Here is a 23899-nt window from a genome sequence, read left to right as displayed (position 1 = left end):
CAGTTCTACAGCTAGGAAAACAACGATGTTTGGTTTCATCCTGCGGCGGCTGGCATCCGGAGTCGTCCTCCTCTTCGCGATCTCCGTGATCGCCTATGTGCTGCTCTACCTCGGCGGCGGCAACATCGCCCGGCGCATCCTCGGCCAGTCGGCCACTCAGGAAACCGTCGCCCAGAAGACCGCCGAACTGGGGCTCGACCGGCCGATCATCGTTCAGTACTTCGACTGGCTCACCTCGGCCCTGACCGGAGACCTGGGCACGAGCTGGTTCACCGGGCAACCCGTCACCGAGGGGATCTCCTCCCGACTCACGGTGACGCTCTCGATCGTCATCGGCGCCACCATCATCACCGCAATCGTGTCCGTCATCCTCGGCGTCTGGGCAGCCGTCCACGGAGGCTGGGTCGACAGGGTCGTCCAGGGAATCTCCATCCTCGGTTTCGCGATCCCCGGCTTCCTCATCGCTCTGGGACTCGTGACCCTCTTCGCCCTCAACCTCAAATGGTTCAAACCGACGGGCTACGTGCCATTCACAGTTTCCCCAAGTGAGTGGCTCGCAAGCGTCACCCTGCCGATCATCGCCCTCTCCATCGGCTGTATCGCCGGTGTCACCCAGCAGGTGCGCGGTTCGGTCGTGGACGCACTCCACCGGGACTACGTGCGCACCTTGCGAAGCAGGGGCTTGTCGCACAACCGGGTCGTCTACAAACACGTTCTCCGCAACGCCGGCGGTCCTGCGCTCGCCATCCTCGCCGTGCAGTTCGTCGGGCTTCTCGGCGGTGCCGTCATCGTCGAGCAGATCTTCGCCATCCCCGGCCTCGGTCAGGTCGCGGTCATCGCCACCAGCCAGGGCGACATCCCCATGGTGATGGGCCTGGTCGTCGCCACAGCTGCGATCGTCGTCATCGTCAACCTGCTCATCGACCTGCTCCAGGGCTGGCTCAACCCGAAGGTGAGGCTCGCATGATCGACCTGACTCCCGCCACCATTCCCCCGAAGGCGGCTCGCACGTCTCTGATCGTGCGTCTGCTGAAGAACCCGGTGGGCCTCGCGTCAATCGTCTTCCTCGCCCTCCTCGTGCTCAGTGCGATCTTCGCGCCCCTCATCACGCCGATCGACCCGAACCAGGCATCGCTTCAGAACGTCCTCGGGCCGCCCAGTGAGGGGCACCCGCTCGGATTCGACAGCGCCGGCCGCGATGTCTTCTCCCGGCTGCTCTATGCCGGGCGCTTCAGTCTCGCCGGCGGCCTGCTCGCCCTCACGGTCGCCGCGGTCATCGGAGTGACCGGTGGACTGCTCGCCGGGTACTACCGTGGCTGGTTCGACAGCGTGTCATCCTGGTTCGCCGGACTGCTCATGGCGTTGCCGGCCTTCGTGGTCCTTCTGGCCGCCCGTGCCGTCGTCGGCCCATCGATGTGGTTGTCGATGGCCATCTTCGGTGTCATCCTCTCCCCGGCCTTCTTCCGTCTGGTCTACGCCTCGGTCACTGCCGTGCGCGATGAGCTCTACGTGGATGCCGCCCGCGTTTCCGGTCTCAGCGATGGCAGCATCATCGGCCGTCACATCCTGACCGTCGTCCGAGCCCCAGTAATCATCCAGGCCGCCATGATCCTGGGAATCGCCATCGCAATCCAGGCCGGACTCGACTTCCTCGGGCTCGGCGACATGACGATCCCCACCTGGGGAACGATGCTCAACGATGGCTTCGTCAACATCTACAAGGCGCCGCTCCTCATCCTCTGGCCCAGCCTCGTGCTCGCCCTGACGTGTATGGCCCTGACCCTTCTGGCCAGTACCATGCGGGATGTGCTCGAGCGCAGCGGCACCAAGCCGAAGAAGCTCAAGCTGAAGCCGGCCGCAGGCACGATCGACCCGGACAAGGTCCCCGCCGTCACCCACGACGAGGACGCTCGGACCGAGGCGAGGACCGGAGAAGTCCTCCTCGACATCAGCGACCTGTCGATCGGCTATGCCCAGCCGGACGGGTCGACCAAGACGGTCGTCCACGACGTGTCGCTCACCGTGCGCCGCGGCGAAGTGCACGGCCTGATCGGAGAATCCGGCTCGGGCAAGACACAGACCGCCTGGTCGATTCTGCGTCTCCTGCCCGAAGGCGGACACGTCACCAATGGCGCCATCGTCTTCGAAGGCAAGGAGCTCGCTCACGCCACGGAGAGGGAGATGACCCGGATCCGTGGGAGGAAGATCGCGTACATCCCGCAGGAGCCGATGTCGAACCTCGACGCGTCGTTCACGATCGGCAGCCAGCTGGTCGAGCCGATGCGGGTCTGCCTCGGCCTGTCGAAGAAGGAGGCCACGGCAAAGGCTCTCGAACTGCTCGCCCATGTCGGCATCCCGAACCCGAAGCGCACGTTCGCGGCGTACCCGCACGAAGTGTCAGGTGGAATGGCGCAGCGTGTGCTCATCGCCGGCGCGATCTCGTGCGAACCCGACCTGCTCATCGCCGACGAACCGACGACGGCGCTGGATGTCACGGTGCAGGCCGAGATCCTCGAATTGCTCCGGCGTTTGCAGGACGAACTGAACATGGGTGTCATCCTCGTCACCCACAACTTCGGTGTCGTCGCCGACCTGTGCGATCGGGTATCGGTGATGCGGCACGGCCGGATCATCGAGACCGGCCCCGTCCGGGCCATCTTCAACTCGGCCAAGCACCCGTACACCCAGTCATTGCTCGCGGCCATCCTCGAGGACGGCAAGGCGCGGGGAGAACTCACCGGCGCGCCGCCGCACACCACAACGCAGGGAGTCCAGCTGTGAACGAGCCACTGCTCGACGTCAAGGACGTCGTCGTCGAATACCCGGTCAAGGGATTCCGGAAGCCGCCCTTCCGCGCACTCAAGGGCGTCTCACTCGACATCCGCCCCGGTGAAACCGTCGGTCTCGTCGGTGAGTCCGGGTCAGGCAAAACCACACTCGGTCGCGCCGTGCTCGGTCTCGCTCCCGTCACCGGTGGGGAGATCCTCTACAAGGGGCGCGACATCGCGCACCTCGGCCGGAAGGAACGCCGCGCCCTCTCCAGCGACATCCAGGTCGTGTTCCAGGACCCGTACACGTCGCTCAACCCATCCCTGACGATCGAGCAGATCCTCGTGGAGCCGCTCACCATGCGCAAGGTCGACGGCAAGACCGCGACCAAACGCGTGCTGGATCTCCTCGACCAGGTGGGGCTGCCCAGCAACGCCGCCGACCGGCTGCCGCGTGACTTCTCCGGCGGGCAGCGTCAGCGCATCGCGATCGCGCGGGCGCTTGCCCTCGACCCCCGGCTGATCGTCTGCGACGAACCCGTCTCGGCGCTCGACCTCTCGACGCAGGAGCGCGTGCTCGATCTGTTCAAGGAGATCCAGGAACGCACCGGCGTCGCCTACCTCTTCGTCTCCCACGACCTGGCCGTCGTGCGCCACCTCAGCCACCGCGTCGCCGTGATGTTCCACGGTGAGATCGTGGAGTGGGGCAATGGCGACCAGGTGACATCCGCCCCCGAACATCCGTACACGCAGCGGTTGTTCCTCGCCGCGCCGATCCCCGACCCCGACCGTCAGGAGCAACGGCGTGCCGAGCGGCAGCGGCTGCTCGCCATCCAGAAGGAACAGGACCTCCAGGCTGGGGCACTCTCATGACGGATGCTGTGCCGGACGCCGCTTTCGACGGCATCCGATTCGGCGCCGCGTACTACCACGAGTACCAGCCGAGCCCCCGGCTCGACGAAGACCTCGACCTCATGGTCGAAGCCGGATTCACCGTCATTCGTGTCGGCGAATCCGTGTGGTCGACGTGGGAACCCGAGAACGGCGTCTTCGACCTCGACTGGTTGCAGCCCGTCCTCGACGGCGCCCATGAACGCGGCATCGGCGTGATCCTCGGTACTCCGACCTACGCGCTCCCGATGTGGCTCGCCCGTCTCTACCCGGAGATCGCCGGAGACTCGGCCACCGGCGTCCCGTTCACCTGGGGCAGCAGGCAGGAGATGGACTTCACCCACCCGGCGTTCCGTTTCCACGCCGAGCGGATCATCCGTCGGATCGTCGAACGGTACAAGGATCACCCGGCGATCATCGGCTACCAGGTCGACAACGAGCCAGGCATCCACCTGCTCTACAACCGGGGCGTCTTCCAGCAGTTCATCGACTACCTGCGGGGCATCTACGGCGACGTCGACACCCTCAACCGTGAGTGGGGCCTCGTCTATTGGTCGCACCGCCTGTCGACCTGGGCCGACCTCTGGGTGCCCGACCGCAACTTCCAGCCGCAGTACGCGCTGGCGTGGCGGCGGTTCCAGGCGAAGCTCGTCACTGAGTACATCGGGTGGCAGGCCGACATCGTGCGGGGGATCGCCGACCCGGAGCATTTCGTCACCACCTGTATCTCGTACGAGCAGGACGGCGTCGAAGACGTGGACCTGTCTGCGCAGCTCGACATCTCAGCCGGCAACGCGTACTACGAGATGGAAGCCTCCCTCGCTCATCCATCGACCGAAGAGCGATCGAACAACTGGATCGTCAAGGGAACCTGGGCGCTGTACCACCTCGCCGACCTGATGTACTCGTCAAAGCAGTCGTCGTTCCTCGTCACCGAGACCAACGCCTCATCGATCGGGCACTCGTCGCTGAACTTCTCGCCGTACGACGGCCAGTGGCGCCAGGCGGCCTGGGCGCTCGTCTCCCGCGGCGCTGACATGATCGAGTACTGGCACTGGCACTCCCTGCATTTCGGGACAGAAACCTACTGGGGCGGAATCCTGCCGCACAGCCAGAAGCCCGGCAGAACCTACCGGGAACTGGCCCGGCTGGGCTCCGAGTTCGCCAGGGCAGGGGCCGCGGTGCGCCGCGGCACGCCGGATGCCGACATCGCCGTTCTCTACGATTCCGACAGCAAGTTCGCTCTCGCGTCGCAGGCGCCGTTCGGCGCACCAGGCGCGTACATGGACCCGGATGCCTACCGCAAGATCCTCGCCTCCTTCGTGAGGGGCGCGTTCGACGCCGGGCTGCAGACCCGGCTCGTGCGGCCGCAGCAGGTGTTCCCGACCCGGGCGACGCCCGGCGTGGATGCCATCGACGGCGGGGACCCGATGGCGTTCGCCGCCCGATACCCGGTCCTCCTCATCCCCGCCTTCTTCACGGCGGCCGATGAGGAACTCGACTGGCTCGACGCATATGCGGATGCCGGAGGCCACCTCGTGCTCGGCCCACGGTCGGCATACGCCGACCGTGAGAGCCGCGCCCGTCTCGACGTGCAGCCCGCGCGCCTCGCCGACGCGGCAGGCACCTGGTACGACGAGTTCGCCAACCTTCCGAAGCCGGTGGGGGTGACCGCGGATGCCTCGACGGGCTTCCAGGTGGTGGGCGACGCGCACGCCACAGACTGGGTCGACGGGCTCACCCTCAGCGACACGGAGCCGGCGACGGCTCTTGCCCACTACCGGCATCCGCACCTGGGTCGCTGGCCGGCGATCACCACCCGTGCGAGCGGAGCCGGACGGGTCACCGTCGTCGGTACCGTGCCCGACCACGGACTCGCGCGGTCGATCGCTGCGTGGCTCGTTCCCGACCCGGTCGCCGGCTGGGCAGATCTGCCCGCATCGGTGACGGTGACGAGCTCGACCACCGCCGACGGCATCCGTACCTTCTTCGTCCACAACTGGTCGTGGGACCCTGCGTCAACAGCTGCACCGGTGGCGATCCGTGACCTCCTCAGCGACGAAACCGTGGACCCCGGTGGCCCGATCGCCCTCGGGCCGTGGGACGTGCGTGTCTTCGCTACCTCTGAATCGACGGATGCCGGCTGACCGGCCCCTTCCGCTTCCTCCCCGTTTCCCTGCACCACCGTTAGAAAGTGACTGTCGCCATGACTCAGGCCACCGCCCAGCCGGCAACCCCCACAGACCTCGAGGAGCGCCTCAGCGATCTGCTCGGGCAACTCCGCCTCGAAGAGAAGGTCCTGCTGCTCACCGGCCACGACTTCTGGGCCACCTGGCCGCTCGAGAAGATCGGACTCCGCCGCATCCTCGTCTCCGACGGGCCGTCCGGTGTGCGGGGCGAGGTCTGGGACGAACGCAGCCCCTCCCTCAACCTGCCGTCTGCCACCGCGCTCGGATCCTCCTGGGACCCGGCGATCGCACGCCGCTACGGCAACGTCGCTGCCGTCGAGGCGCGTCGTAAGGGTGTCGACGTCGTTCTCGGCCCGACCATCAACCTCCACCGCTCCCCGCTGGGCGGACGGCACTTCGAATGCTTCAGCGAGGACCCGACCCTCACGTCGACACTCGCCGCCGCGTACGTCTCCGGCGTGCAGGAGAACGGTGTCGGCGCGACACCGAAGCACTACATCGCCAACGACTTCGAGACCGACCGCTTCACCGTCGACGTGAAGGTCGACGACCGCACCCTCCGCGAGCTCTACCTGCTCGCGTTCGAGAAGGCTGTGACCGAGGCACACGCGTGGCTGATCATGAGCTCGTACAACTCGATCAACGGAGCGACCGCCACCGAGAACGAGCTGCTCGAAACGCCGCTGAACTCCGAGTGGGGTTTCGACGGTGTCGTCATCAGCGACTGGACCGCCGTGCGCAGCCTGGAGAGCGCGAAGCACTCCCAGGACCTCGTCATGCCAGGCCCTGCCGGCCCGTGGGGCGATGCCCTCGTCGCCGCGGTCCGTGCCGGTGACGTCGAGGAGGCAGCCATCGACCGCAAGGTCCTGCGCGTTCTCACGCTTGCCGCCCGCGTCGGCGCCCTCGAGGGCTTCGACCCTGCCGTACCGGCTCCGGTCCGGGTTGAAGACGGTGTCGCGTTCGTCCGTGAGGCCGAGGTGGCCGGGTCCGTGCTCGTCCGCAACACCGGCGAGTTGCCCTGGTCTGCGGATGCTCTCACCCGCGTGGCCGTGATCGGCGACAACGCCCGCCACGCCCGCACGCAGGGCGGAGGCAGTGCCACTGTGCTGCCCGAGAAGATCGTGACGCCTCTCGACGGCATCCGTTCTGCCCTTCCGAACGCCGAGGTCAGCTACTCGACCGGCACCGTCGTGCAGGAGGGCATCGCAGAGTTCCCCCTGGCGAGCATGACCAACCCGTCCACAGGGACGCCAGGCGCCCTCGTCCGCTTCCTCGACGGGGACGGTGTGGAACTGTTCCGCGAGGATCGTCTGGCCAGCGCCCTGATCTGGTTCGGCGGCGACGCTCCGATAGGCCGCTCGAGCGTGCTCGAGTTCTCGACCCGCTACCTGCCGGTGGCGACAGGCGAGATCCTCGTCGGCTTCGCTGCCGTCGGCACCGGACGCATCATCATCGACGGCGAAGTCCGTCGTGAAGCCACCGTCGAGTCCGTCGGTACCGACCTGGGAGCGGCCTTCCTCGCGCCGCCCTCGGCATCCGTTCCGGTTTCCGTGCGTGAGGGCGAGCCGATCGACATCACCATCGAGTTCGAGACATCGGGCCCGTCGGCCCTCGACGGAGTGCTCGGCATCACCATCGGCATCGAACCGGACCGCTCGAACCCTGACGCGCTTCTCGCCGAGGCCGTCGCCGCGGCCCGCGAGGCCGACGTCGCCGTCGTCGTGGTCGGAACCAACGCCAAGGTCGAGTCGGAGGGCTATGACCGGGACTCGCTCGCACTTCCTGGCCGCCAGGACGAACTCGTCGCGGCCGTAGCCGCCGTGAACCCGCGCACCGTCGTCGTGGTCAACTCCGGTTCGCCGGTGCTGCTGCCCTGGCGCGACGATGTTTCGGCCGTGCTCCTCACCTGGTTCGGAGGGCAGGAATACGGCGACGCGCTCGCCGACATCCTGCTCGGACTCGCCGAGCCCGGTGGACGCCTGCCCACCACCTGGCCGATCGCCGTGGAGGACGTGCCCGTTCTCGACGTCACGCCGAAGGACGGCATCGTTCGGTATGACGAGACCATCCACATCGGCTACCGCGCGTGGCTCAAGGCCGGCACCGAGCCTGCCTACCCGTTCGGGCACGGCCTCGGCTACACCAGCTGGGAACTGGCGGACCTGACGATCGACTCGGCCGCCGTGACCGCGGACAGCGATCTGACGGCATCCGTTCGCGTCACCAACACCGGCGACCGCGCCGGAAAGCAGGTCGTGCAGCTCTACGCCGCGCGCCCCGACAGCTCTATCGACCGGCCGGTGCGCTGGCTCGTCGGCTACGCAGCTGTTTCAGCGGAAGCGGGCGAGAGCGTGACCGCCACCGTCACCATTCCCGCGCGGTCGTTCGCCGACTGGCAGGACGGCTGGCACTACGAGCCGGGCACCTTCCAGCTGTACGCCGGCACCAGCGTCATGGACCTGCCGCTCGGAACGACTGTCGAGCTGACCGCATGACGTACCCCAACCCGCTGATCTCCGGCTTCTACCCGGACCCGAGCGTCGTGAAGGTGGGCGGGGACTACTACCTCGCCACCTCCACGTTCGAGTACCTGCCCGGCATCCCGATCTTCCACAGCACCGATCTCGTCACCTGGACGCAGATCGGCAACGTCGTCGACCGGCCCGGCCAGCTCCACTCCGAGAACGTGCCGACGCTTGGCGGGGCGTGGGCTCCCACGATCCGGCACCGCGATTCTCTGTACTACGTCGTCGTGACGGATGCCATGGCTCGCGGCATGCTGATCTTCACCGCGACGTCCCCCTCCGGTCCGTGGAGCGACGGGATCGTCGTCGACGGAATCCACGGCATCGACCCCGACCTGGCGTGGGGCGACGACGGGACCGCGTACATCACGTATTCGGGGCTCGACACGACGTCGGGTAACGATCCAGGCCCGCATGGCGGCATCCTGCAGATCACCGTCGACCTCGAGACGGGAACTCCGACGAGTGAGCCCCGGCAGTTGTGGTCCGGGACCGGACTGAAGTTCCCCGAGGCGCCGCACCTCTATCAGCACGGGAACTACTGGTATCTGCTGATCGCCGAGGGCGGCACCGAACGCGGGCACGGCATCAGTGTGGCCCGCGGCGATTCCCCGGCCGGGCCGTTCGCCGACGGCGGCGGGCCGGGCAACCCGATCCTCTCCGCTCGCAGCACCGGGCGCGAGATCCAGAACACCGGTCACGGCGATCTCGTCGAGACCCCGGACGGCGGCTGGGCGCTCATCATGCTCGGCATGCGCCCCGGCGGAATGACCCAGGCGTTCTCGGCCCTTGGACGTGAGACCTTCATCACCGAGGCCCGCTGGGAGAACGACTGGCTCGTCGCCGAACCCGTTCTGCTCAACCCGAGGCCGGGCGTGACGGCGTTCGAAACCGACTTCGATGAGCCTGCGCTCTCTCCCCTCTGGATCTCGATCCGCAGGTTCCCCGCTGACGTGTCGTCGCTCAGCGAGCGGCCGGGCTGGCTCACTCTCCACGGTGACGGGTCGACCCTCGACGACCAGCGCCCGGCACTCATCGGCTGGAGGCAGCAGCATCCGTGGGCGTCGGCATCCGTCGTGATCGACCCCGGCACCGGACGTGGCGGACTCAGCGTGCGGTACGACGAGGACCACCACTACGAGATCGAGGTCGCAGGCGGAGAGGCGACAGCCCGTGCGGCTGTCGCCGGGATCCGGCAGACCTGGAGTGTGCCCGTCGCCGAAGGAGCAACGACACTCGGCATCGACTTCGTGCCGTCAGATGGTGAGGGGATCCTCGCGAACCTGACGAGCGATATCGTCGTGCTCAGCGTCGGCGACGGTGATAACCGCGTCGAGCTTGCGCGGGTCGACGGCCGCTATCTCTCCCAGGAGACCGCAGCCTCGTTCACCGGCCGCGTGATCGGCTTGTATGCCGTGGATGGAATAGTGGCGTTCGACTCGTTCAGGTACACCGGAAAGGACTAGGTTCATGGGGTTCGACAAAACAGCGTCACTCGCAGAGGTGCTCAGTAACCCGGAGGGCAACCGCATCCTCACGGAACTCATCCCCGGGGTGATCAACGCCCCGATGGCCCAGCAACTCGCCTGGATGCCGGTCGGAAACGTCGTGATGATCTCTCCGGCCGTCCGCGACGACACCGCCGTGCTCGACCAGTTGTGGGAACGGCTCGCCGCGCTGAGCGACTCGGCCGCAGAGGCGCCGACGGAGGCTGGTTACGTCGAGATCGACCCGAACTATGAGGCGTCGACTGTGCCGGTGGCATCCGCGACGCTGACAGCGCCGTCGAGTGTCGGCCTGCGAGGGCGGGTCGAGATCACGCTCGCCGGGCCCAGCCACGGCAATCCGTTCACCGACGTCGAGCTGACCGCGACCGTGACCGGAGGGGGTTCGAGCCGGACGGTCGGCGGCTTCTACGACGGCGATGGCACCTGGCGGATCCGGTTCCTGGCGGATGCCGTCGGCGAGTGGACCTTCACGACGTCGTCGAACGCCCGATCGCTCGACAAGCACGTCGGCACAGTGACCTGCGCCGGTGATCCTGAATCGCGTGGGCACGTCGTCGTGGCGGACACCCACCACTTCCGGTACGCGGACGGCACGCGGTACCTGCCGATCGGCACCACCGCGTACGCGTGGACGCATCAGACCGACGAGCTCGAGAACGACACTCTGAACACTCTGGCCACCTCGCCGTTCAACAAGATGCGGATGTGCGTCTTTCCGAAGGCGTACCTGTTCAACGCGAACGACCCCTCCCTGTATCCGTTCGAGGGGTCGCTCGGGGACGGCTGGGACTTTACGCGGTTCAATCCCGCCTATTTCCAGAAACTGGAGCAGCGGATCGAGCAGCTCGCCGAACTGGGGATCGAAGCCGATCTCATCCTTTTCCACGCCTACGACCGCTGGGGATTCTCGAAGATAGGAGCGGCCGGGGACGACCGCTTCGTGACGTACCTCGTGCGCCGGCTCGCGGCGCATCCGTCGGTCTGGTGGTCCCTCGCCAACGAGTACGACCTGCTGCCGTGGAAGTCGATCGACGACTGGGAGCGCCTCGCGACCGTCGTGACGGCCAACGACCCGGTCGGGCACCTGCTTTCGATCCACAACTGCCTGGGCTTCTACGACTACTCGAAGCCGTGGATCACGCACTGCAGCGTGCAGCGGATCGACGTGTACAAGACCGCTGAGAACACGGATGCCTGGCGTGACGAATGGCACAAGCCGGTCGTCATCGACGAGTGCGCCTACGAGGGCGACATCGACCAGGGCTGGGGCAACATCACCGGCGAAGAGATGGTGCGTCGGTTCTGGGAAGGCGCGGTGCGCGGTGGATACGTCGGGCACGGCGAGACCTACCTCAACGAACGCGAGGAACTCTGGTGGTCGAAGGGTGGGGAGCTCGTCGGATCGAGCCCCGATCGCATCCGGTTCCTGGCCGAGATCACGGCGGAGGCGCCCGGTGGCGTGCTCGATCCCCTGCCGTCGGACTGGGACGTGCCGTGGGCCGGAGTCGCGGGTTCGTACTACCTCCTCTACCTCGGCTTCGGGCAGCCGCGGTACCGCAACATCGTGCTGCCGCCTGGTCGGGAGTACGTGGTCGACGTCATCGACACGTGGAACATGAAGGTGGAGCGGCTCGACGGCACCGTCGAGGGCTTCTTCGAGGTGCCGCTTCCCGGCCGCCAGTTCATGGCCGTGAGGATGACGGCGGTCTAGGTTTCGAACCTCGCGCAGGAGATCGCACGGTTGTCAGGATGCTTTTGCAGCATTTCTCCTGCTAACCGTGTGATCTCCTGCGAACCGTTCGTCGAGACGGTGGCGCGCGGGTCTACCGCGCGTTCAGCCGAGCGAACACCTCGTGCAGGTGACTGAACCCCTCCGGCGGGAACATGATGAGGGCATCGGCGAGCGTCGAGTCGCTCTTCCACTTGCCGCCCGATGTCCACCCCAGGCCGATGACGTAACCGAGCTCGGCGAATGCACCCTCGAGAGCGGCGCGCGCGTCGGCATCCGTCACGATGTCTCCGAGTGACGATTCGAGCGAGTACACCGGCCGGGCCGTATCGGTGTTGGCGTCCGGGGCATCTGTCGTCCACTCGTGAGAACCGGATCCGACGGTCTCCGTGTCGCGGCCGGGGAGGATGACACGGGCGCGGGTGTTCGGGGGAACAACGGCACGCAGGGTGAGGGCCGTTCCGTCGAGTGACCAATCGACCGAGACCGTGCCGTAGCCGGTGTCGAGGCTCGCGCTGGAGCTGGTGAGTCCGCCGCCGAGGATCGGGGCGATCTCGATCGTGCGGTAGCCGGGGTCCACGGGTGCGATGCCGCCGATCGACCGGTGCATCCAGTCGGCGACCGCGCCCAGGGCGTAGTGGTTGAACGAGGTCATCTCACCGGGGTTGATGCTGCCGTCGGGAAGTATGGAGTCCCACCGCTCCCAGATCGTGGTCGCCCCCATCGAGATCGGGTACAGCCACGACGGGCATCCCTCCTCGAGCAGCAACCGGTATGCCACGTCGCTCTGACCTCCCAGGCACAGCGCATCGGTGATGAGCGGCGTTCCCACGAACCCGGTGCCGATCCGGTACCCGTGGGCGCGGACGAGTTCGGCGAGCCGGGCTCCCGCCAGTGCCACCATCTCCGGATCGGTGATCACCCTGAATGCAAGCGCGATCGAATATGCCGTGTGGGCGTCAGATACCATGCGCCCGGCGGGAGTCACATACTCCCGAAGGAATGCAGCACGGATGCTCTCGGCCAGGTCGCCGTAACGGCGGGCGTCATCGGTGTGACCGAGTTCACCGGCGGCCGCTGCGAGCCGGGCGGTGGAGTGGAAGAAGTACGCCGTCGCGACGATGTCGGAGTCGGTCTTCGCCTGGGCCGGGTTCTCGGGCGGTGCGCTGGGGTCAAGCCAGTCGCCGAACTGGAACCCACCCGTCCAGAGCCGGTTGTCGCCCGCAAGCGCGGACACCGTCTCCACCCACGAGCGCATGCTCGCGTATTGCAGTTCGAGGGCTGAGGCGTCTCCGAAATGGGTGAACAGAGTGTCGGGAACGAGAGTGGCGGCATCCCCCCACGCGGCAGCGGCGAGTGGTGGCATCGGCAGCGGATTCGGCACCACGAACGGCACGATGCCGTCGGCGCGCTGCTGGTCGAGGTCGAGGTCGCGGAGCCAGGAGCCGAGGAATCCGGAGACGTCGTAGAGGTAGCTCGCCGTCGGGGTGAAGACCTGGATGTCGCCGGTCCAGCCGAGGCGTTCATCGCGCTGGGGGCAGTCCGTCGGCAGGCTGAGGAAGTTGCCCCGCATGCCCCACAGCACGTTCTGGTGCAGCTGGTTGAGTTGCGGGTTGCTCGTCTCCAGCGTGCCCGTTCGCACCATGTCGTTGTGCACGACCACTGCGGTGACCGCATCCAGGCTCAGCTCGCCCGGCCAGTTGTCGACCTCGGCGTACCGGAATCCGTGGAAGGTGAAGCGGGGACTCCAGGTTCGGATGCCGCCGCCATCACCGGTGAACGAATCGGTGGCTTTCGCGAACCGCAGCGGGCGGACTCCCAGTTCGCCGTTCTCCAGCACCTCTGCGTGGCGAAGGGTGACCGTGTGGCCGGCGGGGGCGTCGATCTGCAGCTCCAGCCAGCCGACGAGGTTCTGCCCGAAGTCGATGATCGCTTTGCCTGAGGGTGTGGTGAGAAGCTCGAGCGGCGCGATCCGTTCGATCCGTCGCACAGGGGGCGCGAACGACGGTGTCAGCCGCGCGACATCCGCGTCGATCACCGTTGCGGGTACCGCGTCGCCGAGGTCGACCGACGGGTCGCTGAACGCAGCGGTCTCGCGACGGGCGTCGTAGTGCTCGCCCTGGTAGATGCCGGCGCTGACGACCGGGCCCGTGGTGCTTGCGCTCCACGCGGCATCCGTCACCACGGTCTCGGTGGTGCCGTCCTGATAGCTGATGCGCAGCTGTGCCGAAAGTGCACGCGGGCCGGTGTAGCTGCGGGCGAAGTTGCCGTCGAAGCCGAAGCGTTCGCCGTACCAGCCGTCGGCGACGGTCGCGCCCAGCACGTTCTCGCCGGAGCGGATGCCGTCGGTCACGTCGAAACTCTGGAACGTCAGGCGGGCGTCGTAACTGGTCCAGCCGGGGGCGAGTACCTCGTCACCGACGGTCGCGCCGTTGAGGGTCGCCTCGTACACGCCGTGGGCAGTGATCGACAGGATGGCCGAGGCCACGTCAGGGCGCGGCGAGAAGCTGCGGCGGAACAGAGAAGCGCCCTGGTCGTCGTCGATCGGTGCTCCGGGCGCTTCTGCGGCGATGAAGGATGCCGACCAGTCCCCCGCCGACAGCGGACCGGTGCGCAGCGTCATCCAGTCGCTGGGATCCGATTCGGTGAGCGACGATTCCCCGTCGACGGGTCCCGAGCCGCTGACCCGCACCCGAATGTCGACCGAGTCGAATGCGGCGATCGGATCGAACGGCCACGGGACGTGCTGCGAATCCCCGGACTGTGCCTCGGCGCTGTCGGTTCCGTCTGCCGTGCGGCGCTCGATCAGGTAGCTCCTCTGCTCCCAGTTTCCCTGATCGGTGTCGACCCGCCAGGACAGGGCGGGCGTTGCGGTGGCGAGGAATTCGGGGCGACCGCGGCCTTCCGCCCAGAGGGCGCCGACGATGGGGGCAGGCTGAGGCATGAACTCTCCATTGAGATGAGTGAAACGTTACAAAAACCTTACAGTCATTCAGTTTTCGAATCCAGTGCCCATGCTGTCGGCGTCTCGATCTGCGGCGAGTATGGGAGCAAAATCGCCCGACGGTAAACGACTCGCAGCAAATGAACGTAACGTAGAGAGGTGGCACTTCCGGCAGTCGGGAGCTGGGGAGACGCCACGCACTGAGAGGTTCTGCCGTGAGCGACGAATGTAAACATGGATTCGAGCAGGGATTCTGCGACACCTGCTTCCCGAAGCCCGCCCCGGTCATCGAGGCGAAAGAGCCCGCGAAGCGCGTCGGTCGCGTCCGTGCCCCTGCCCGCACGCCAGGCACCGCAAAGGTCACCGCTCCTGCCGCCAAGCTGCCGCCGTTCAACGCCGGCGAACTCCGTCTCTACCACGTGACCCACATCAGCAACCTGCCGGGGATCCTCGAGACCGGCAGCCTGCTGGCGGATGCCGCCACCCCGGTCGTCGACATCTCCTCCCCCGCCAACCGCGAGGCGCGGAAGACCGTGTTCGTCGCCGGTCAGCAGGAATCGCCGGTCGCCTCGTTCGTTCCGTTCTTCCTCTCGCCGGATGCGAGCCTGTGGCGGAGCATCCGTTCGGGCAAGCCGGACTACCGGCTGTCGAAGGACGTCTCTGCTCTCGCCGTCAACGACTTCGTCGTGCTCGTCACCACGATCGGCGCCGCGAGCGTCGTCGAAGCATCCACCCTGTCGAACGTCGTCGTCGCAGACGGTGACGCGGCCGGTTCGCTCACCCCCTTCGCGGCGAACCCCGCCAGCGCCGAACGGATGCTGCGCAAGCTGCGCGCCGACGAGGAGTCGGAGGCGATCCTCGAGGCAGAGGTCCTCGTCGCCGGACAGGTTCCCGTCGAGAAGATCGCCCTCATCGGTGTCGCGAACATCACGGTGCGCGAACAGGTCAAGCGGATGCTGGCGCCCACCCCGTACGCGACGAAGGTCGCGGCGTACACGCCCTGGTTCGAAGCCGTCGAGTAGTCCGCGGGGCTGTAGAAAGCCCCCCGCCACTGCCGAAGCAGCAACGAGGGGCCTTCGCCAGGGGTGCTCAGATCAGCAGTTCGGCAGTTTCGCCGACACGTTGACGTACCGCGGACGGTAGTTGTCGACATCGGTGTAGACGTCGTTCGTGTCGAAGCTGTTGACGTTGTAGCTGATGTTCAGCGTGTGGCCGTTGCCGAGCTCCGGGTGTGCCTTCGCGTTGTAGGTGAACACGTTGCCGCTGGTCTCAGGCGTGGAGTACAGCACCGTCTTGCCCTCGAACGGACCCGTGAGTGACGTACTGCGGTACATCACGATCTTCGAGCTGAGGATCTCCGTGGCATCCCCGGTGACGAGCGTGTACCGACCCTGGAACTTCGTCACGCTGAATTCGTTGGCGACACCTTCGAGGATGCGCTTCGAACCGTTCGGGTCGCTGACCCAGCCGGACTCCCCCAGGTACTCCCATGCACCCGTCGTCAGCTGGCCGCTGCGAACGCGTGCCAGGTGCGCGAACTTCTGCGACTGCAGGTCCTCGACGCCGTAGACGTAGGTGTACCCGCCGTCCTCATAGATCGCGGATGCCCACTGCACCGGGCTGTCCGGCAGGATCGTGACGCCCTCGAGCGACATGTCGCTCAGCGAGAACGAGGCGACGGCCGTGCCGGCGAACGCGAAGTCGAAGTTGCCCGGCCCGGTCTTCTCGAACTCGAGCAGCATCACCCGCAGGTGCTCGCCCTCGACGGTCGCGTCGCCGAACCAGTACCAGTTCTGCGCCTCGTTCCCGCCCTCGACGTGGACGAGGGACTCAGGAGCATCCGACGTCCCACCGGTGTATGTGGTCAGCGTGCCGTGGTCGTCGACGATGATCGAGTTGTGGATGAACGGCGAGTCGAGCGGCCGCGAGTGGTCGGCGTTCACGGTGCCGAGGAACGTGTCGGAGTAGATCCAGGCGATCTTTCCGCCCGGCAGCTTCACGCTGTATGCCGAGTCGGCGCCGGTCCAGCGGCCGGCGGTGTCGCCGTACTCCCCGAATTTCTCGGTGAGCTCGGTGTCGACGCTGGCCGAGATCCGCGGCGTGCAGTGCTTGCCGGTCTCCGGTGCGATCGTGGATGCTCCTGCGGCGGTCGCGGGGACCGTCACCATCGTGATCAGCAGCCCGAGGCCGGCGGCGATGGTCGCTGCCCGAGCCCTCCGGCTGGGCGCGGCGGTCGTGGTTCGTCTCATGAAATGGTCACTCTCCATCGAGTTGGCCGGGCATGGAGCCGGCGGGATAGCCCTGCTCGCCCGTGTCTGTTAACGTTACCAATGGCGAGAGTAACATTCCGAGCCGAGTCTGCCTAGGATCACGACCGGATGCCCCGCGGTAGTACCGTGAGATCGCCGCGATATCGGGCAGAAAGGGAGGCGCATCGTGACCGGTTCTGCCAAGCCTGCGCGCCAGCCCACGATCAAGCAGGTCGCCCTCCAGGCCGGCGTCAGCCCGATGACCGTCTCCCGCACACTCGCCGGTGGCCTCAACGTGCGGCCCGACGTGCAGGAACGCGTACTCGACGCGGTGAAGTCGCTCGGCTACTTCCGGAACGAGAACGCCAGGAGCTTGCGCCCCGGCCAGGCCAGCGGCCTGATCGGCGTGGCCATCACCAACCTCGCCAACCCGTACTACAGCAATGTCGCCCTGGGCATCGAAGAGGTCGCAGCGCAGCACGGCAAGCGCATCGTCCTCGGCAACACGAACGAGGACGGCGGGCGTGAGAAACAGCTCATCGCCGACTTCATCGGGCGTCAGGTCGAAGGCCTCGTCCTCGTCCCATCCGGCGGGGCGTCCGAGCACCTGCAGCCGGAACGGCTGGGCGATACGCCGATCGTGCTAGCCTCTCGCCGGGTCTACGGACTCGATGTCGACACCGTCCTGCTCGACGACGTCGGCGGGGCGTACCGGGGAACCAGCTGGCTTCTCGATGCCGGCCACACGCGCATCGGCTACCTCGGAAACGTGCTGTCCGTCTTCACCGGACAACGCCGGTTCGCCGGTTTCGAGCGGGCGCTGGCCGAACGAGGGATCGTCCCGGACCCCGAACTGATCCAGCGTGGCCAACAGGATGTCGACACCGCGCGGGCGGCCATGGAGCGGCTGCTCGACCTGCCGGAGCCTCCCACGGCGGTCTTCGGTGCCAACAACCGGAACACCATCGGTGCCCTCAAGGAGATCGGCCGCCGGATGCGTGCCGGCGCCGACGCCGCTGACCTGCCGACCCTCGTCAGCTTCGACAACTTCGAGCTCTCCGAGCTCATGCCCGTGCCCGTCGCCGTGCTCGAACACGATGCCAGGCAGCTCGGCAGGGAGGCCGCTACCATGCTCTTCGCCCGGCTCAGTGGCACGGCCGATCCCGGCACGGCTCGCACCGTCGAGATGCCCGTCACGCTCGCCGTCGCCGGCGACTGACCCGGAAGAACCGCAGAACCACGGTCCGCGAAAGCCGGTTGCGCGATCCGTTTGTTGCATGGTAACGTTACCAACCGAACCGACACCCACAACGAGGAGGGAAGAATGACCGAGCTCTGTTTCGACTTCGGCGGCACCGCCGTCAAAACCGGTCTTCTCTCCGACGGCGAGGTCCTCGCGGCACGCGAATTCCGGGTCTCCGGCACCTCCGCAGACCTGACCGAGGCCGAACGCATCGGCCGCGAACTCGTCGCCGCCGCAGGCGCACCGATCTCTTCGATCGGCATCGCCCTCCCTGGGGTCGTCAACCAGCGCACCGGCCAGATGGTCGCCGCCCACGGCAAGTACGGCTACCTCGGCGACCGCGATATGCGCGACTGGGCCAGCACGGTCTTCGGCGTTCCCGCCGGCATCGAGAACGACGCCAGGGCGGCCCTGCTCGGCGAGACCACCTACGGGGTCGCTGCAGGAGCGACGGATGCCGTCGCCGTCACCCTCGGGACCGGGATCGGCACTGCCGCCCTCATCGACGGATCCCTTCTGCGCGGCGCCCACGACCACGCTGGCATCCTCGGCGGCCACGTCACTGTCGACATCGACGCTCCGGCGTGCCCGTGCGGCAACATCGGGTGCGCCGAATCGCTGGCCAGCACGTGGGCCGCAGGCGTCGCCGTGCTCGCCCACCCGGATGCCGCGTCTTCCAGCCTCGCCACAACGGAGACCATCGGTATCCGCGAGATCATCGAGGCCGCCCAGGCCGGCGACGCCGTGGCATCCGACGTTCTCGCCCGCTTCCTCCGGGTCTGGGGCGCAACGATCGTGTCGCTCTGCCACGCATACGACCCCGACGTCGTCATTATCTCCGGGGGAGTGATGCGCTCCAGCGACGTCGTTCTGCCCGCCCTCACCGCCTACGTGAACGAGCACCTGTGGTCCTCGGCCCACCGCCCAGACATCGTCACCCCGGCGAACCCCGAACTTTCCGTCCTGCGAGGCCTCTCGGTCATCGCCAGGAACGCCACCGACCAGGAGCACGCACGATGACCCCTCCGCACCACACCCACCAGTCCGGTTACGTCAAGCAGCCGACGATCCCGCTTGCCGCGGGGGAGTCCGTGCTCTCGGGCGCGGCCGCCTGGCAGGCCGTGCACGAGAGCGCGACGGCGTCAGCGGGAACGAGGGCGCCCGTCGTCGTCGTCGACACCTACCCCGGCGTCGACCTCCCTGAACTCGTCGAGCAGCTTCGCACCGGGCTTCCCGACTACCGGATCATCGACGTCGAGACCGCCGCTGCCCTCCCGATCGCCGAGATCGACCAGCGCATCGCCCACAACCTCACCGACGACCGGGTGTTCGGGGTCATCAGCCACGCCACCCTCGACGTGTTCTACGACGCCGAGCGTCTCGCGGCCGTCGGCGACGACATCCGCTCCACGCAGAACCCCACTGTTGTCGTCGGCTGGGGTGCCGCTCTCGCCGCACCGGATGCCGACGCCACCGTCCTCGTCGACATGGCGCGCTGGGAACTCCAGCAGCGGCAGCGTGCAGGCGCCACGAACTGGCGTTGTGACAACGCCGGCGAAGACAACCTGCGCAAGTACAAGCGAGGCTTCTTCGTCGAATGGCGCGTCGCCGACCGGCACAAGCGCGAACTGTTCGCCACTCTCGACTTCGTGCTCGACGGCAACGCCATCGGGGGAACAGCAGCGACGGATGCCGCAGGCATGATCACCGGCACGGCGTTCCGTTCCGCGCTCCGCCAGTCCACCTCGGGTCCGCTCCGTGTCGTTCCGTTCTTCGACCCGGGTGTCTGGGGCGGGCAGTGGATGAAGGACAAGATGGCGCTCGACGAGTCCGCGCGCAACTACGCGTGGTGCTTCGACTGCGTGCCCGAGGAGAACTCGCTCCTGCTCGAGGCGGACGGCAAGGTCGTCGAGATCCCGGCCATGGACCTCGTGCTCGCCGAGCCGCGTGCCCTCCTCGGTGACAAGACCTTCGCGCGCTTCGGCGCCGAGTTCCCGATCCGGTTCGACCTGCTCGACACCATGGGCGGCGGAAACCTCTCGCTTCAGGTGCACCCGCTGACGAACTACATCCAGGACAAGTTCGGCATGCACTACACGCAGGACGAGAGCTACTACCTGCTCGACGCCTCCGACGACGCCGTCGTCTACCTCGGCACGAAGACCGGCACGGACCCGCAGGAGATGCTCGACGACCTGTGGGCGGCGACAGACGGACAGCATCCGTTCGACGCCGAGAAGTACGTCAACATGATCCCGGCGAAGAAGCATGACCACTTCTCCATCCCGGCCGGAACGGTGCACTGCTCCGGATCCGACTCGATGGTGCTCGAGATCTCGGCGACGCCGTTCATCTTCACCTTCAAACTCTGGGACTGGGGTCGCCTCGGACTCGACGGCATCCCCCGCCCTGTGCACCTGGACCACGGTGGCAGGAACATCCAGTGGGATCGGGACACCGAATGGGTCCAGGCGAACCTGCTCGACCAGGTCGAAGTCCTCTCCCAGACCGACGAGGTCACCGAAGAACGGACCGGCCTGCACGCCCTCGAATTCATCGAGGTGCGCCGCCACTGGTTCGACACCGAAGCTGCCCACGACACGGAGGGGACGGTCAACGTCCTCAACCTCGTCGAGGGAGACCAGGTCGAGGTCGTGAGTCCGACCGGCGCGTTCGCGCCGTACCGGATCCACTACGCCGAGACCTTCATCGTGCCCGCGAACGTCGGGCCGTACCTGATCCGGCGAACGGCTGACTCGAAGAGTGAGTCGTTCGCCACCGTCAAGGCTTTCGTGCGCGGCACGAGGGACAACGACACCGCACTGCTCACCACCTCACCCGAGTAACACACAGCACAAGGACAAGGGAGTTCGAAAATGAGGACCACAAAGACCAGGATCGGCGTCGTCTCGGCGCTGTCCATCACCGCGCTGTTCCTGTCGGGATGCTCCGGCGGAGGCAACACGAACGACGGCGAAGTCACCGGCGAGCTCAACTTCTACACCGACAAGGCCGCATGGGAGCCCGACTTCGAGACGCTGAACACCGCGAGCGGTGACGACGTCGACATCACGCTCAACACCACCGGATATTCGGACGCGAACCAGTACGACGCCTTCATCAAGCAGTCGTTCCGTACCGCGAAGAGCCCCGGCCTGTTCAGCTGGCACACCGGCGACGCGATGAAGGAACTCGTCGACGAGGGCCTGTTGGCCGAGACGACGGACATCTGGGACAAGGCCATCGAAGAAGGCTGGGCGACCGAAGAGCTGAAGAAGTATTACACCTACGACGACAAGCAGTACTGCGTCCCGATGAACATCGCCTACTGGGTGATGTACTACAACAAGACGATCTTCGACGACAACGGCATCGAGGTCCCGGCCACGTGGGAAGACCTCGACGCGGCCGCAGCGACGCTGAAGTCCGCCGGAGTCACGCCGTACTACCAGACCAGCCAGCTGTTCACCTTCCAGTGGTTCCAGCAGCTCGTCGCCGGCACGGACCCTGAGCTGTACGAAGGCCTGAGCACCGGCGAGGTCAAGTACACCGACCCCGAGATCGTCGACATCATGAACGTCTGGCTCGAGCAGCAGGAGGCGGGCTGGTTCAGCGACGCCGGCAGCACGACCGACCCCGCCGTCGGCCTCAAGCAGGGCGACTTCGCCATGATCAACTTCGGCAGCTTCTTCGGCGGTTCACTCGACGCAGCAGGTATGACCGCAGGAACCGACTACGACTTCTTCGTCATCCCGGCCACGAACGCCGAACTCGACAAGACCCCGGTCGCCGTCGAGACCGGCCCGCTGTGCACGGCTGAGAACTCGAAGCAGAAGGACCTCGGCCTCGCCTACTCCGAATGGTGGATGTCACCAGACGCCCAGACCGCATGGGGCGACGCCCGCGGAGACGTGCCGTTCAACCCCAAGGCCGAAGTGAAGAACGAAAGCCTGTCCGAGCTCGGCCAGACCGTCGCAGGCAGCGACTACTCGCTGTTCGAGCGCTACTTCGAGGCAACCCCGACGCCGATCCTGACCGTCGCCCTCGAACAGTTCGGCGCGTTCAACGCCAACCCCGGTGACCCGCTGCCGTTCCTGGAGAAGATCCAGGCCGAAGCGGACAAGTACTGGGCAGAGCAGGAATAGTCGCCGGTGGCGAAGTCGAAAACGCCGTACCAGTGGTCAGCCCGGGGCTTCATGGCCCCGGGCGTGATCATGGTCGCGGTGCTCCTGTATCTTCCGCTGATCTGGACCACGTTCCTCAGCTTCACCGAATACAACGGGCTCGGTGACCCCGACCTGGTCGGCTTCGCCAACTACGTCGAGATGTTCGAGGACCCGGACTTTCTCGGGTCGCTCGGGAACACACTCCTCTGGGTGATCGGCACGCTCATCGTGCCGGTCGGCCTCGGTCTCGCCCTGGCCCTCCTCACCTGGAACCTTCCGGGTGGGGTGTGGTTGCGGCTGCCGTTCCTCATCCCGTACGCCATCTCCGGAATCGGCGTCGGCCTCATCTGGTCGTTCATCCTCCAGTCCAACGGCGCGCTCGACCAGGCGCTCGGCGTGTTCGGCATGGTCGAGACACCGCGCTGGCTCGTCGACTCGCCGCTCAACACGCTCGTCATGATCGTCGCGTCGTCGTGGCAGGGTGTCGGCGTGAACGCACTGCTGTTCACCATCGGTCTGCAGTCGATCCCCAAGGAGCCGCTCGAAGCGGCCCGCGTGGACGGCGCGACCGGTGTGCGGCTGTTCGGCGAGATCCTCTGGCCGATGCTGCGTCCGCTTACCGCTGTCGTCGTGGGGTTGTCGATCGTCGCCAGCCTCAAGACCTTCGACATCGTGCAGGGCATGACCAAGGGCGGGCCAGGCCGGTCGTCCGAGACGCTCGCCCTGACCATGTACAAGGAGACGTTCGTGAACAGCGAATACGGACTGGGTTCGGCCATCGCCGTCTTCCTCACCGTCGTCACCCTCGTGGCATCCATCCTGTACCTGCGTGAGCAGCTCTCGAAGAAACACGAAATGTAGGGATGCCGACATGATCCGATTCCTCAAAACCGCCGTCCTCGTCTTCTTCGGCGTGATCTGGCTGCTGCCCGTCTACCTGCTCATCATCAACGCGGCGAAGTCGCCGCTCACGTACACGTCGAAGGAGGCGTGGATCCCGACGGACTTCTCGCTCTTCGCCAACATGGCCGAGGCGCTGCAACTCTCAGGCCTCGCCGACAGTGTCGTGAGCACGGTCATCTACAGCCTCATCTCGCCGATCATCGCCGTGCTCGTCGGTGCAGCCGCCGGTTACGCGATCGTCGCCCTCCGGCTCAAGCACGGGTTCCTCTGGTTCGTGGTGATCTTCGGCGGAACAGTGTTCCCGCTGCAGATGGTTTTGCTGCCGCTGTTCGACGGATACTCCCGCATCGGGCTCTTCGACACCCAGCTCGGCATGATCATCGTCTACACGGCGATCAGCATTCCGTTCTCGGCGTTCGTCATGCGCAACTTCTTCACCGGCATCGCGCATTCGACGTTCGAGGCCGCCGTGCTCGACGGAGCCACCACCTGGCGCATCTTCACCCGGATCTATCTGCCGATGGCATCCAGCGCACTCGTGGCGATCTTCATCCTGCAGGCCACCTTCATCTGGAACGACCTGCTGCTCGGCCTCACCCTGAGCCAGTCGGACAGTGTCCGGCCGATCGTCACGACACTCAGCGGAATGCAGAGCACCTACGGCGGCGCCCAGCTGTCTACGGTGCTCGCCGCAGGCGTGCTCGTGTCGCTGCCGACAGTGATCCTGTTCCTGTTCACCCAGAAATTCTTCGCCCGCGGCCTCGCGCTCGGGCAGTACTAGCCT

General features: G+C 66.5%; 16 protein-coding genes. 14 read left to right on the top strand and 2 right to left on the bottom strand.

Annotation, left to right across the window (positions count from 1 at the left end):
• Window positions 1–25 precede the first annotated feature (25 nt).
• The 7 genes from AC1M0F_RS13700 to AC1M0F_RS13670 are packed head-to-tail and all read left to right on the top strand — an operon-like array spanning window position 26 to window position 11592.
• Window positions 26–967 (top strand): ABC transporter permease, encoded by a 942-nt coding sequence (locus AC1M0F_RS13700; RefSeq protein WP_480238807.1) that lies wholly within the window; start codon window positions 26–28, stop codon window positions 965–967.
• Window positions 964–2781: a dipeptide/oligopeptide/nickel ABC transporter permease/ATP-binding protein gene (locus AC1M0F_RS13695; protein ID WP_480238806.1), complete on the top strand. Its 1818-nt coding sequence runs from the start codon at window positions 964–966 to the stop codon at window positions 2779–2781. The genes AC1M0F_RS13700 and AC1M0F_RS13695 overlap by 4 nt, the downstream gene beginning before the upstream one ends.
• Window positions 2778–3641 carry an ATP-binding cassette domain-containing protein gene (locus tag AC1M0F_RS13690; RefSeq protein WP_480238805.1) on the top strand — a complete coding sequence of 288 codons (864 nt, stop codon included), beginning with the start codon at window positions 2778–2780 and terminating at the stop codon, window positions 3639–3641. Before AC1M0F_RS13695 ends, AC1M0F_RS13690 begins: the two co-directional genes overlap by 4 nt.
• On the top strand, window positions 3638–5806 hold the full coding sequence (locus AC1M0F_RS13685) for a beta-galactosidase (RefSeq protein WP_480238804.1): 2169 nt from the start codon (window positions 3638–3640) through the stop codon (window positions 5804–5806). The genes AC1M0F_RS13690 and AC1M0F_RS13685 overlap by 4 nt, the downstream gene beginning before the upstream one ends.
• Window positions 5807–5865: 59 nt before the next feature.
• On the top strand, window positions 5866–8343 hold the full coding sequence (locus AC1M0F_RS13680) for a beta-glucosidase family protein (protein ID WP_480238803.1): 2478 nt from the start codon (window positions 5866–5868) through the stop codon (window positions 8341–8343).
• Window positions 8340–9839 (top strand): glycoside hydrolase family 43 protein, encoded by a 1500-nt coding sequence (locus AC1M0F_RS13675; RefSeq protein ID WP_480238802.1) that lies wholly within the window; start codon window positions 8340–8342, stop codon window positions 9837–9839. The genes AC1M0F_RS13680 and AC1M0F_RS13675 overlap by 4 nt, the downstream gene beginning before the upstream one ends.
• A 4-nt stretch (window positions 9840–9843) precedes the next feature.
• Entirely contained in the window at window positions 9844–11592 is a 1749-nt protein-coding gene (locus tag AC1M0F_RS13670) for a DUF5605 domain-containing protein (protein ID WP_480238801.1), read from the top strand.
• A 112-nt stretch (window positions 11593–11704) separates the two neighbouring features.
• Here AC1M0F_RS13670 and AC1M0F_RS13665 read toward each other — a convergent pair whose 3' ends face one another.
• Window positions 11705–14554 (bottom strand): family 78 glycoside hydrolase catalytic domain, encoded by a 2850-nt coding sequence (locus AC1M0F_RS13665; RefSeq protein ID WP_480238800.1) that lies wholly within the window; start codon window positions 14552–14554, stop codon window positions 11705–11707.
• A gap of 215 nt (window positions 14555–14769) precedes the next feature.
• Between AC1M0F_RS13665 and AC1M0F_RS13660 the strand changes: the two genes are divergently transcribed.
• Window positions 14770–15576, top strand: coding sequence for a DarT ssDNA thymidine ADP-ribosyltransferase family protein (locus tag AC1M0F_RS13660; RefSeq protein WP_480238799.1), 807 nt, complete (start codon window positions 14770–14772; stop codon window positions 15574–15576).
• Window positions 15577–15648: 72 nt separating this feature from the next.
• Here AC1M0F_RS13660 and AC1M0F_RS13655 read toward each other — a convergent pair whose 3' ends face one another.
• Window positions 15649–16803 (bottom strand): DUF4185 domain-containing protein, encoded by a 1155-nt coding sequence (locus tag AC1M0F_RS13655; protein ID WP_480238798.1) that lies wholly within the window; start codon window positions 16801–16803, stop codon window positions 15649–15651.
• A 187-nt stretch (window positions 16804–16990) separates the two neighbouring features.
• Between AC1M0F_RS13655 and AC1M0F_RS13650 the strand changes: the two genes are divergently transcribed.
• The 6 genes from AC1M0F_RS13650 (at window position 16991) to AC1M0F_RS13625 (ending at window position 23896) form a co-directional block, all read left to right on the top strand.
• Window positions 16991–18022 carry a LacI family DNA-binding transcriptional regulator gene (locus AC1M0F_RS13650; protein WP_480238797.1) on the top strand — a complete coding sequence of 344 codons (1032 nt, stop codon included), beginning with the start codon at window positions 16991–16993 and terminating at the stop codon, window positions 18020–18022.
• Window positions 18023–18127: 105 nt separating this feature from the next.
• Entirely contained in the window at window positions 18128–19066 is a 939-nt protein-coding gene (locus AC1M0F_RS13645) for an ROK family protein (protein ID WP_480238796.1), read from the top strand.
• Window positions 19063–20892 (top strand): class I mannose-6-phosphate isomerase, encoded by a 1830-nt coding sequence (locus tag AC1M0F_RS13640; RefSeq protein WP_480238795.1) that lies wholly within the window; start codon window positions 19063–19065, stop codon window positions 20890–20892. The genes AC1M0F_RS13645 and AC1M0F_RS13640 overlap by 4 nt, the downstream gene beginning before the upstream one ends.
• Before the next feature lie 30 nt (window positions 20893–20922).
• Window positions 20923–22191, top strand: a complete 1269-nt coding sequence (locus tag AC1M0F_RS13635; protein WP_480238794.1) for an ABC transporter substrate-binding protein — start codon at window positions 20923–20925, stop codon at window positions 22189–22191.
• A 6-nt stretch (window positions 22192–22197) separates the two neighbouring features.
• Window positions 22198–23073: a carbohydrate ABC transporter permease gene (locus tag AC1M0F_RS13630; protein WP_480238793.1), complete on the top strand. Its 876-nt coding sequence runs from the start codon at window positions 22198–22200 to the stop codon at window positions 23071–23073.
• A gap of 10 nt (window positions 23074–23083) precedes the next feature.
• Window positions 23084–23896, top strand: coding sequence for a carbohydrate ABC transporter permease (locus AC1M0F_RS13625; RefSeq protein ID WP_480238792.1), 813 nt, complete (start codon window positions 23084–23086; stop codon window positions 23894–23896).
• The last annotated feature ends 3 nt before the right edge of the window (window positions 23897–23899 follow it).

This window comes from Mycetocola sp. Y719 (genome assembly GCF_056713205.1).
The sequence above is the reverse complement of the archived record's forward strand: the minus strand, read 5'-3'. Positions and strand labels throughout refer to the sequence as shown.